Origin of the sequence: Salmonella enterica subsp. diarizonae (assembly GCF_008692785.1) — a bacterium.
GTDB lineage: Bacteria > Pseudomonadota > Gammaproteobacteria > Enterobacterales > Enterobacteriaceae > Salmonella > Salmonella diarizonae.
Map to the genome: position 1 here is coordinate 1 of NZ_VXJV01000005.1, position 11307 is coordinate 11307.

Here is an 11307-nt window from a genome sequence, read left to right on the forward strand (position 1 = left end):
TTGCCTGGCGGCCGTAGCGCGGTGGTCCCACCTGACCCCATGCCGAACTCAGAAGTGAAACGCCGTAGCGCCGATGGTAGTGTGGGGTCTCCCCATGCGAGAGTAGGGAACTGCCAGGCATCAAATTGCAGTAATCCGGGGTGACAGCCGGTGGTAGTAAAGTAAAAGAATTCGGTGGAGCGGTAGTTCAGTTGGTTAGAATACCTGCCTGTCACGCAGGGGGTCGCGGGTTCGAGTCCCGTCCGTTCCGCCACTTATTAAGAGCCCTGAGCATATGTTCAGGGCTTTTTTCTTGTCTATTGTTTATCGTTGCTCTTCTGGCAATAGTCTTCCGCATTTTAGCTCCCTTTGGCCGTATTTTCTGATGCTGCTTTTACATGCTCGCTGAGGAAATCAATAAAGGCCCGTATCCGGGTACTGACGGCACGATCGCTGTAGTAAACGGCACTGAAGGGCATTTCTACCGGTAACCGTTTATCTGCCATCAACTCTACCAACATGCCTTGTGCGATCTCTTTATCGATCATGTAGTCTGACAGGCAGGCGATACCATTCCCACTAAGGCAAAGCTGCTTCAACGTCTCCCCGCTGTTAGAGGAAATCCCGCTATGAATTTCATACAACTGCCCATCGCAGCAAGCAACTGGCCAGGTATTGAGCGAAAGCGGTTCGGTGAATCCCAGGCATACATGTTGCTTCAGTTCTTCGACGTTTGTGGGGGTGCCGTAGCGAGCGATGTAATCAGGAGACGCAATTATTTTTCGGTAGCTGGTAAATAAAGGACGAGCACGTAAGCTGGAATCGGTCAGAGTACCAGCACGTATCGCGACATCGACCTTTCGTTCTATAAGATTAATAAATGTTTCTGAGGAGGCCAGCGACAGCGTGACCTCCGGATAGCGCTCACGGAAAGGTTTTATCAACGGCATCAGAAAATGCAGGATAACTGGCGTGGCGGCATCAATACGCAGTAAACCGCGAGGCGTATTGCGGGTTTCCATTATTTCCGTTTCAGCAGCGGCCATTTCCTGCAATATTATCTGTACGCGGCGAAAATAGCGTTCGCCTTCTTCTGTAAGACTAAGCTGCCTTGTCGTTCGGTTAATCAGATTGACGCCCAGCTTCATTTCCAGTTTTTTTACTGAACGGCTAATTGCGGAATTGGCCTGTCCCAGCCGTTCTGCGGCGCGACTAAAACTCCTGCTTTCAACTACGGCTACGAAAATGGCAAGTTCTTCTGATGTCGCTTTCAAATTTGTACCTGTAGTTTGGCTTTACGTTGAATTTTGTTATTAAAACATTCGTTGGCGCAACATGTCATCCGATTGCTGTCAGACGTAGCGTTGATGGTTTTGGCAGATAAATGATGATGTAAGTGCTTGCAAACTTAACAATAGGCAATTGTACATTGAAAGTCTGCGCTAAAATCCCTATAACAGAATAACCATTCCGTTTCCGGATTGGTTGACGTTATAGAGGTTTGAAAGTCAAAAGTGCGAAAAAACACCTATGCGATGCGCTATGTTGCCGGACAGCCCGCCGAACGGATTTTACCACCAGGGTCGTTTGCGAGCATTGGCCAGGCATTGCCCGCCGGGGAACCGCTAAGCAGTGAAGATCGAATCCGTATCCTCGTGTGGAATATATTCAAGCAACAGCGGGCCGAATGGTTATCGGTGCTGAAGAACTACGGCAAAGATGCGCATCTGGTCCTGTTGCAGGAGGCGCAGACGACGCCTGAACTGGTACAGTTTGCCACCGCTAACTATCTTGCTGCCGACCAGGTTCCCGCTTTTGTATTACCTCAGCATCCGTCTGGCGTCATGACGCTTTCTGCCGCCCATCCAGTTTACTGCTGCCCTTTACGGGAAAGAGAACCGATTTTACGTTTGGCGAAATCAGCTCTGGTGACGGTATATCCATTGCCGGATACCCGTTTATTAATGGTAGTAAATGTTCATGCGGTAAATTTTAGTCTGGGCGTTGACGTGTACAGTAAGCAGTTACTTCCGATCGGCGACCAGATTGCGCATCATAGCGGCCCTGTCATTATGGCGGGTGATTTTAATGCCTGGAGTCGCCCACGTATGAATGCGTTGTACCGCTTTGCGCGTGAGATGTCACTGCGCCAGGTGCGTTTTACTGACGATCAGCGCCGTCGTGCGTTTGGACGACCGCTGGATTTTGTTTTTTATCGTGGTTTAAACGTGAGTGAAGCCTCCGTACTGGTGACGCGCGCTTCCGATCACAATCCGCTACTCGTTGAATTCAGTCCCGGCAAACCTGAGCAATAAAGGTGAGTCAGGTCTGCCGTGGGGCAGACCTCAACGGGTGCTGCCCTCTACTTTTCCCATAACAGAAGGGCAATACCATGACAACGCACTCCCACCATGACAATGTTGAAAAGCAGTTTGGTTCACAGGCGAACGCTTATTTACATAGCACCGTTCACGCAGAGGGGCGTGACTTAGCGCGGCTGGCACAAAGGTTGTCTGGCTTTTCCCTGGCGAGTGTACTGGATATGGGATGTGGGGCTGGACACGCCAGTTTTGTCGCCGCGCAATATGTCAACTCGGTCGTGGCATACGATTTGTCAGCCAGCATGCTTGAGGTCGTCGCCGGAGCGGCGGAAGAAAGACATTTAAGTAATATTACTCTCCGGCAAGGTTATGCAGAAAAACTGCCCTTTGAAGATTCGTCATTTGAGGTGGTGATTAGCCGCTATTCCGCGCATCACTGGCACGACGTTGGTCAGGCATTGCGTGAGGTTAATCGAGTATTAAAACCCGGCGGTGTGCTGATTATCATGGATGTCATGTCGCCAGGACATCCTGTACGCGATATCTGGCTGCAAACGGTGGAGGCGTTACGCGACACATCGCATGTCCGTAACTATTCCAGTGGTGAATGGCTGGCGATGATCAATAAAGCGATGCTGGTAACGAATACCGTGGTAACCGATCGTTTATCGCTGGAGTTTCGCTCATGGGTAACGCGGATGCGTACACCAGCGGCACTGGTTGAGGCGATTCGATTGTATCAGGCGAGCGCATCGGCAGAGGTGAAGCGTTATTTTGAGTTGCAGGATGACGGCTCGTTTAGCAGTGATACTATCATGCTGGAAGCGTATAAGGCGGTATAACAATTATAAAAGGCGCCGGGGGAAGCGGCGCCTTTTGGCTTTTTCGTAGGACAATATCAGGAGTCTGGCGTGCTATTGTCCTTCACAAACAACGTAAGCTGATCGCCCGGCTGTAGATTATCCGTATCATGGTTCCAACGCATCACATCTTTGATATTCACCCCGTGACGTCTGGCGATACTGGAAAGCGAATCGCCTTTACGGACACGATAGGTAATGCTATCGCTATTGTTTGCCAGTCGTTGTGCGCTGCTGCCAGCGCCCACAGTCAGGCTTTGCCCGATTTTCAGGCGGGAACCACGCAGATTATTCCACTGCTGCAAGTCTTTCGTGCTTACGCCAAGACGCGAAGCAATACCGGAAAGCGTATCGCCAGAGCGCACCTTATAGCTACGGCTATTCAACGGCGTATTGTCGGCGATCAGTCGAGACTGAACGGCGTCAATCTCACCGGAAGCCAGCGACTCACGCAACTGCTCGGCATGCTTTTTGGGCACCATAACATATCGCGGACCGCTTACACCTAAGGTAGACCCTTTTACACCGGCATTAAATGTCTTCAGCTTGCTGATAGACATGCCCGCCATATCCGCAACCTGGGCCATTTCAACTGGACTGTTTAAACGAACTCGCGCCAACGCCCGGCTTTCATCTGTTGTTGGCAGACGTACGCCGTAGCGTTTGCTGTTTTTGAGAATCTCACTCAATGCCAGCATTTTAGGTACGTAGACTTTTGTTTCCCTGGGCAAAGAAAGCGACCAGAAATCCGTCGGTTTTCCACGCGCTTTGTTTGCTTTAATTGCCCTCATAACACGGCCTTCGCCGCTGTTATACGCTGCAACGGTTAACAGCCAGTCGCCGTCAAACATTTTGTTCAGACGCTGCATCATGTCTAGCGCGGCGGTCGTAGAGGCTACAACATCGCGACGCGCGTCATAATTACGGGTCTGCTTTAAACCATAATTGCGCCCTGTGCTCGGTATGATCTGCCAGATGCCTGCGGCATTGGCGCCAGACGTTGCGTGAGGATCAAAAGCGCTCTCCACTATGGGTAGTAGTACCAGCTCCATAGGCATGTTACGTTTCTTAACCTGCCCCGCTATCCAGTACATATACGGCTCTGCCCGTAAAGTTACATCGTGGAGATAGCTCTTATTGCGTAAATACTTCTGTTTTTGTTCGCGAATCCGGCTGTTTTCCGGAATTCCCATCTTTAGCTCGTCGCCAATGAAAGCCCACAAGTCTTGATCTGGCGCGATAGACGTTCCGTCGTCCATCCATCGTGCCTGACTCGTAAACTTTCCTGCTTCCCCTTGACCAGCTGCAGAAAGGCTCTGTGCGTGCTGTTGGACGTTGCCAGTGTTCTGAGACGCCTGGCACCCCACAAGCAGGACAGAGGCGAGTAATATCGCTTTTGCCTTCATGTGTGTGTCAATAGTTGCTTAAAAGACGACCGATCATAACGGCGAAGTTAGCGAATGACAAGTAAGAATTATCAGAACGTGTCTTTCTTTGACCTTAACCATGCAAAACGCGCTTCTGGTTGTTGCAATATTGTTTCTTTGTTAATTTCATTAATTAAATCAATATCTTCAATTCTTAAAAAAAGATTAATCTTACGCTCATTTTTAAGAATAACGGGTAATGTCATTTGTTTTTTTACACGTAACTCATTAACTTTACGATAATATTCATTTATGAACGAATCGTGCGGAAGTATGCTCAATGCGAACTTAATATTAGCTAAAGTATATTCGTGAGCGCTACAAATGAGTGTGTCGTCAGGTAGGGAATTTATTTTCATAAGTGATTGATACATCTGTGATGGCGTGCCTTCAAACAGTCGGCCGCAGCCGCCGGAGAACAGCGTGTCGCCACAGAATAGGTAAGGATGGCTAAAGTAACAGATGTGTCCTGACGTGTGACCCGGCGTGGCAAATATACTAAATTTATGTCCTAAAACGAGGATAATATCGCCATCGCCAACAAGATGGGTTGCTCCCTTGTCTTGCGTTTCCGCCGGTCCATAAACTGTCATTTGCGGGAAATGTTGCAACAGCTCTTTTACTCCGCCAACATGGTCGTGATGGTGATGCGTCAGGAAAATCGCCTCCGGAATCCACTTATGTTCAGCGATGGCCTTTAAGACCGGCGCAGCTTCGCCGGGATCAACAATCACACAGCGATCTTCATCATTGGTCAGCACCCAGATGTAATTGTCCTGAAATGCGGGAATACTGTTAAGATTCATATATTACCTCTCAAATAATTAGTGGAAGGTTGTGATGAAACCGGCAAGGCTCTCTCAAACTGTCGTTGCGCCCGGATGTTGGGGGGATTTGCCCTGGGGCAATTACTACCGTGAGGCGCTGGAACAGCAGCTAAGTCCGTGGCTTGCAAAAATGTATGGTTTCCATTTGCTTAAAATCGGTAATTTAAGCGCAGAAATCAATTCCGAAGCGTGCGCGGTCTCCCATCAGGTGAATGTTTCATCGCAGGGGTCGCCGATGCAGGTTCTGGCCGATCCGCTACATCTTCCTTTTGCGGATAAATCCGTCGATGTTTGTCTGCTGGCGCATACTTTGCCGTGGTGTGCCGACCCGCACCGTTTACTGCGGGAAGCCGACCGCGTATTGATTGACGACGGTTGGCTGGTCATCAGTGGATTTAACCCGCTCAGTTTGATGGGATTGCGCAAACTGGTACCCGTTTTACGTAAATCACCGCCCTATAATAGTCGGATGTTTACCCTTATGCGGCAACTGGACTGGCTGTCTTTACTCAATTTCGAAGTGTTGCACTATAGCCGTTTTCATGTCTTACCCTGGAAAAAGCAGGGGGGGCGGCTTTTAAATACGCATATCCCGGCTCTGGGCTGTTTACAGCTTATTGTGGCCCGTAAGCGGACCATCCCGCTTACGCTCAATCCTCTACGACATAATAAAAGTAAAGCCCCCATTCGCCAGACCGTTGGTGCCACGCGGCAATATCGCAAACCGGATGGCTAGGCTTCTGCCTGGTAGCCACTATCTTCCTGCGTGGGATTCATTGCCGCAGCGCGCGCCAGTTCATCGCAACGTTCGTTTTCCGGATGGCCTGCATGGCCTTTGACCCATACCCATTTGATCTGATGCTGGCCTAACGCAGCATCGAGACGTTTCCAGAGATCGACATTTTTTACGGGTTTCTTTTCCGCTGTTTTCCAGCCGCGTTTCTTCCAGTTATGAATCCATTGGGTAATTCCCTGCCGCACATACTGGCTGTCGGTGCTCAATATAACTTCGCAATGTTCTTTTAAGGCTTCAAGCGCGATGATCGCCGCCATCAGTTCCATACGATTATTGGTGGTCAGGGTGTAACCTTCACTAAACGTTTTTTCATGGCCGCGATAGCGTAAGATAGCGCCATAACCACCAGGCCCTGGATTCCCCAGGCAAGAGCCATCGGTGAAAATTTCTACCTGTTTAAGCATCTCTGGTAGACTTCCTGTAATTGAAATCGATAACAAAACGCAAGTCTGACATAAATGACCGATATGAGCACTGCAATTACACGACAGATTGTTCTCGATACCGAAACCACCGGTATGAACCAGATAGGCGCGCACTATGAAGGTCACAAGATTATTGAGATCGGTGCGGTTGAGGTGATAAACCGTCGTCTGACCGGCAACAATTTTCATGTTTACCTGAAGCCGGATCGCCTTGTCGATCCGGAAGCTTTTGGCGTACACGGTATTGCCGATGAGTTTCTGCTGGATAAACCGGTTTTTGCTGATGTGGTCGATGAGTTTCTTGATTATATCCGCGGCGCGGAGCTGGTCATCCATAACGCATCGTTCGATATCGGCTTTATGGATTATGAGTTTGGTCTGCTTAAACGCGATATTCCTAAAACTAATACCTTCTGCAAAGTTACCGACAGCCTGGCGTTGGCGCGGAAAATGTTCCCCGGCAAGCGTAACAGCCTTGATGCGCTGTGTTCGCGTTATGAGATAGATAACAGCAAACGTACTTTGCACGGGGCATTGCTCGATGCTCAGATTCTTGCCGAAGTGTATCTGGCGATGACGGGCGGACAGACGTCCATGACGTTTGCGATGGAAGGAGAGACGCAACGTCAGCAAGGTGAAGCGACAATTCAGCGAATCGTTCGTCAGGCCAGCCGGTTACGGGTCGTTTTTGCCTCTGATGAAGAGTTGGCTGCGCATGAATCGCGGCTTGATCTGGTGCAGAAAAAGGGCGGAAGTTGCCTTTGGCGGGCATAATTCAGCCCTTTTTACGCGGTAAAAATCATCCTTCGGGCGATTTTTGCAGCAACTGATTCAAAAGGTGACAAAAAGCGTTGACGGGCGACACAGCAAACCGTAATATTCGCCTCATTCCCAGCGGGAACACAATACGGAGCGGTAGTTCAGTTGGTTAGAATACCTGCCTGTCACGCAGGGGGTCGCGGGTTCGAGTCCCGTCCGTTCCGCCAACTCATTATTTAAACGCTATGCGTATCATTAATGAGTGAAGAAGCCACAAGTTAAACGACTTGTGGTTTTTTTTCGTCTTATGATTTCATCCCACACCAGGGAAGAAAAGACAATAAGTGTGTCCCCCTTAGAGGAAATTGGTTCGCTTGTTTATAGTTTTCTACAGAAAACAGTCGGTTGCCTGTCTCCCAGAGATCTTCTTCGTGTCAATGTCATAACCGCCATTTTTCAGCGTATTCATAATCTATAAAGTCTTGGTTAACTTTATTTATATAATACAGGGTGAGTGTTTTTATATTTTATTGAATAAATAATGAGGCGCCTCAGGGAATGTGGCTTTGATTATTACGGGAGGAACATCTTTTATCGGAGTAATCCTCTAAAAAGCAGGTTTTTTCGTTGCCAGTGTCTAAACTTACTCTTCATGCCATTATCTTGTAGGGCACTTTTCCTGTATTCAGCGGTTTTCTGAAGGCGCAAGGTGATTAATTACTGGTGTCCGCCATTGCGCCTTTGGGAATCAATATCTCCTGCCATTTTACTGATGTTGTTTAAAATGCGTAAGTGATGCCAATCATGAAGTCATTGGATGCAGCTTTTGTGTCTGCGTAATAAGAGGTGTGTTCATCACCAGCATAGTTGTTTTTTGAAATGCTTACTTTGCCTGCATTAATGTATTTATAGCTGGCATCAATGGCAATATTATCTGTTACAGCATATTTTGCACCGATACCCGCGCCCCAGGCAAAGTTATTTTTTGAAGCAGAGAGGGTTTCATTAATGTCATAGCCAACAGGAATGGTGTTATTTTTTAGCTTCACGCGAGCGAGGCCAACGCCTGCGCTGATATAGGGTGTAAATGCTGTACTATTATGAAAATCATAATAGCCATTAACCATGTAAGTGGTCATTCTGACCTGATTTTTTACATTTATGTGTACTGGCTCACCAAATGCAGTAATATCCTGCCCGCCTTTAGCATCCGTCTCACCTCTGAAAGTGGTATCCAGTTCTAAACGTACTGGAAGCTGGAATGGGTCATAAAAGTCATAACCGATAGCAACTCCGCCGCCAAAAACGCCTTTGGTGCGGTTAGGTAACGTTGCATGACCATTGACTATCTCATCCTGGCTGAAGGTTGAGTTGATTCCATAGAGGTTTACTACGGATGCCCCCGCTTTCCCGGTGATATAGGCCCCTTCTTTTGCTGATGCAGTAACGACATGGGTTACCAGAAGGGAAGCGATGCAGACTGCGAAAAAGTTTTTCATTTCAAAACCTGCCTTAATATTGGGATAAAAGACAAGTTTCACGGTATAGGGTATGGCATAACGATTACATAAACGAAGCCAAAAAAGCTGCTTATTGCAACACCGGGTTTTCTGGAGTCTGGTGAAAAAATGAGATGAAAATTTTAAATAACAATGCGATAAGCTATTTCTGATTGAGGGGCGTCTGAATGATATAGCTTAAAATGTCGGCGTTGGGTTTGTTATCACATTAATACCTGTGTACCTTGTGACGTTCAGGCTTATGTTATTGAATGCCATCAATCTGAAAATTCAGATTGATGGCGCATAATGATGGGCTCAAAACTGATATTTTGCGCCGATATAAGCATTTACTTCGTTGTCAACATCGTGACCAAATACCGTATTGATACGGGTATTTGCGCTCCAGTTTTCTGAAAACTTCATATCCATTCCCAGTCCGGCGTTACCACCGTTAAGATTCTGACCGGCAAAACGATAATCGTCGGTATGGAAATCTGTCTCCGCGCCAAATTGCCCAACGTAAGCCAGCTCAACATAAGGTTTCACTTCTACGTTGTGTAATTGGTAGCTTACGCCTTCCTGCATACCGGCCCCGGAAACTTGCGCCGCCGCTGCCGGCGTCGGCATAAACCACGCTAGCGCTGGAATGACTGGTATCTGTAGCAGTAATGGTACTGTTCTTGAGCACGAGAGTATCCTACGCGTCTTCTCCCTCAGCCATCGTCCGTACGCCCTGATCAATGTCGGAATAATTGATGGTCGTGGTTGCATTCAGAGCAGCATCAACATCCAGTTTGCCCGTGAGAATCGCATTTGAAACGTCAGCAGTCGCGTTGCCGTAATTAGATTTCAGCCATAAGGAGTCAGATTGTAGGGCGGCTGATGACCCGAAATGGCTATTTGTAACGTTTGCTGTGATATCTCCGCTGCCGCTGAGTTCAATTTCGCCGCCTTCGGTGGTCAAGTTATTGACTGTAAGAAAAGGATTTAGATGAATGTGTATTTAACTTTGGATAAAGCCCGTTATCCATAAATAACGGGCAAAAATATTTACTCTAGCGCCTGGGCGAGATCTTGTTGTACCTGTTGGCGCTGCTCTGGTGTTAAGACTTTGCTTAAATCAAAATAATACTTGACCCGATAATAGCGCGCCTGCTGTTCTATGTTACTGAAGGCAGCAAGCTGCTGTTTCACGGCGGCATCATCCCATTTGCCGGATTTAATCACCTCTATCAGCGCGCCGTCTTTAATTCCCTTCATAGAAATCTGACTGACGTCGGTTTCCAGTTGTTGGTGAAGTTTTTTGATCCGGGTAATCTGATCGTTTGTGAGTTTCAGGTGCTGGACAATAGGATCCTGGGCGGGCAGGGGAGGATTGGGGACAGCGGCGGCGAAAGCGCCAAAAGAAACGCCCGCCAGAGTCGCTGCCAGTAAAGCTGTGCGTACAAAGTTTTTCATGGAGATATCCTGATAAGGGAATAATTAACCGTTTTTATCGCTCTCGAATGGCGAACGATTATCTTAGTCAGAATACGTTGCCTGCCACATTGCGCCACGCGAATTTGTTTTACGGAGAGTTACGGAGTGCAACAATCCCGCCGCGGTGAGCGGCAGGCTGGTTACAATGTGAATGGATCGGCATCGCGCCAGGCTGGAAATTTTTCGCGATAGTCCTGCAAGGCGGCGAGAGAAAGATCGGCATCGATGCGTGTCGCATGGTGTGGATCGGCGGTGGCGATAATGTCGCCCTGGGGATTAATTACCCGGCTATCGCCGCGATAATGAAACCCGTTGCCATCGGTGCCAACCCGGTTACAGCCTGCGACATAAGCCTGATTTTCAATAGCGCGCGCCGTCAGTAATGTTTGCCAGTGTAACGAGCGCGGCGCGGGCCAGTTCGCCACATACAGCGCCAGATCGTAATCATTACGGTTGCGCGACCATACCGGAAAGCGCAGATCGTAACAGATCAGCGGCAGGATACGCCAACCGCGCCACTGCACGATGATGCGTTTGTCACCTGCGGTATAATATTGATGTTCATCCGCCATACGAAACAGATGGCGTTTATCATAGAAATGAACCTTGCCTTCCGGCTCAACAAGTAAGAAGCGATTTACGGCGCCGCGCTCAGTTTGTAGCGCCGCGCTGCTGGCAATCAGAGCATCAGTTTGTCGGGCTTTGGCCTGCATCCACGCCATCACGCTATCTTGCGAAAGCGAGTTGTTAGCGGCTTCCATCGCAAAGCCGGTGGTGAACATTTCAGGCAGAACAATCACATCCCGGCCAGATACGAGCTCCAGTTGTCTGTCAAAATGACGCAGGTTCGCCGGGCCGTCCATCCAGACTAAAGGTTGTTGCAACAGGGTAATTTTCAAACCAGACACGATCGGGGCTCCTCATTGAACAGC

At 48.5% G+C, this 11307-nt stretch carries 13 protein-coding genes, 2 tRNA genes and 1 rRNA gene; 7 read left to right on the top strand and 9 right to left on the bottom strand.

Annotated elements, in window-relative coordinates; genetic code table 11:
- Positions 1-3: 3 nt before the first annotated feature.
- Both rrf and F4V72_RS11150 read left to right on the top strand, forming a co-directional pair.
- Positions 4-119: ribosomal RNA gene (gene rrf, locus F4V72_RS11145) — 5S ribosomal RNA — on the top strand.
- Between the two features lie 57 nt (positions 120-176).
- Positions 177-253: transfer RNA gene (locus F4V72_RS11150), tRNA-Asp, on the top strand.
- Positions 254-338: 85 nt separating this feature from the next.
- Here F4V72_RS11150 and yafC read toward each other — a convergent pair.
- Positions 339-1253, bottom strand: a complete 915-nt coding sequence (gene yafC, locus F4V72_RS11155) for a DNA-binding transcriptional regulator YafC (RefSeq protein WP_023248841.1) — start codon at positions 1251-1253, stop codon at positions 339-341.
- A 240-nt stretch (positions 1254-1493) separates the two neighbouring features.
- Here yafC and F4V72_RS11160 point away from each other — a divergent pair, with 240 nt between their 5' ends.
- Positions 1494-2294 carry an endonuclease/exonuclease/phosphatase family protein gene (locus F4V72_RS11160; protein ID WP_023177512.1) on the top strand — a complete coding sequence of 267 codons (801 nt, stop codon included), beginning with the start codon at positions 1494-1496 and terminating at the stop codon, positions 2292-2294.
- Between the two features lie 77 nt (positions 2295-2371).
- Positions 2372-3142: a class I SAM-dependent methyltransferase gene (locus tag F4V72_RS11165; RefSeq protein ID WP_023248842.1), complete on the top strand. Its 771-nt coding sequence runs from the start codon at positions 2372-2374 to the stop codon at positions 3140-3142.
- A gap of 56 nt (positions 3143-3198) precedes the next feature.
- On the opposite strand, the gene mltD is transcribed toward F4V72_RS11165, so the two are convergent.
- Entirely contained in the window at positions 3199-4566 is a 1368-nt protein-coding gene (mltD, locus tag F4V72_RS11170) for a murein transglycosylase D (protein WP_053529161.1), read from the bottom strand.
- A gap of 71 nt (positions 4567-4637) precedes the next feature.
- Positions 4638-5393: a hydroxyacylglutathione hydrolase gene (gene gloB, locus F4V72_RS11175; protein WP_023248844.1), complete on the bottom strand. Its 756-nt coding sequence runs from the start codon at positions 5391-5393 to the stop codon at positions 4638-4640.
- Between the two features lie 34 nt (positions 5394-5427).
- On the opposite strand from gloB, the gene F4V72_RS11180 reads away from it, so the two are divergent.
- Positions 5428-6150 (top strand): class I SAM-dependent methyltransferase, encoded by a 723-nt coding sequence (locus tag F4V72_RS11180; RefSeq protein ID WP_053529163.1) that lies wholly within the window; start codon positions 5428-5430, stop codon positions 6148-6150.
- Here F4V72_RS11180 and rnhA read toward each other — a convergent pair.
- Entirely contained in the window at positions 6147-6614 is a 468-nt protein-coding gene (gene rnhA, locus F4V72_RS11185) for a ribonuclease HI (RefSeq protein WP_023248846.1), read from the bottom strand. The two genes, F4V72_RS11180 and rnhA, sit on opposite strands and share 4 nt — an antisense overlap.
- Positions 6615-6677: 63 nt before the next feature.
- Between rnhA and dnaQ the strand changes: the two genes are divergently transcribed.
- Together dnaQ and F4V72_RS11195 are read left to right on the top strand one after the other, a co-directional pair.
- Positions 6678-7409, top strand: a complete 732-nt coding sequence (gene dnaQ, locus F4V72_RS11190) for a DNA polymerase III subunit epsilon (RefSeq protein ID WP_023177499.1) — start codon at positions 6678-6680, stop codon at positions 7407-7409.
- A gap of 135 nt (positions 7410-7544) precedes the next feature.
- Positions 7545-7621, top strand: a tRNA-Asp gene (locus tag F4V72_RS11195).
- A 552-nt stretch (positions 7622-8173) separates the two neighbouring features.
- On the opposite strand, the gene pagN is transcribed toward F4V72_RS11195, so the two are convergent.
- The 5 genes from pagN to F4V72_RS11220 form a co-directional block, all read right to left on the bottom strand.
- Positions 8174-8893, bottom strand: a complete 720-nt coding sequence (pagN, locus tag F4V72_RS11200) for an adhesin/invasin protein PagN (protein WP_023248847.1) — start codon at positions 8891-8893, stop codon at positions 8174-8176.
- Positions 8894-9211: 318 nt separating this feature from the next.
- On the bottom strand, positions 9212-9523 hold the full coding sequence (locus F4V72_RS11205) for an autotransporter outer membrane beta-barrel domain-containing protein (RefSeq protein WP_023248848.1): 312 nt from the start codon (positions 9521-9523) through the stop codon (positions 9212-9214).
- 70 nt (positions 9524-9593) lie between these two features.
- Positions 9594-9860, bottom strand: a complete 267-nt coding sequence (locus F4V72_RS11210) for a hypothetical protein (RefSeq protein WP_023248849.1) — start codon at positions 9858-9860, stop codon at positions 9594-9596.
- Between the two features lie 86 nt (positions 9861-9946).
- Entirely contained in the window at positions 9947-10354 is a 408-nt protein-coding gene (locus F4V72_RS11215; protein ID WP_023248850.1) for a Spy/CpxP family protein refolding chaperone, read from the bottom strand.
- Between the two features lie 161 nt (positions 10355-10515).
- Positions 10516-11283: an amidohydrolase gene (locus F4V72_RS11220; protein ID WP_023248851.1), complete on the bottom strand. Its 768-nt coding sequence runs from the start codon at positions 11281-11283 to the stop codon at positions 10516-10518.
- Positions 11284-11307: the final 24 nt, after the last annotated feature.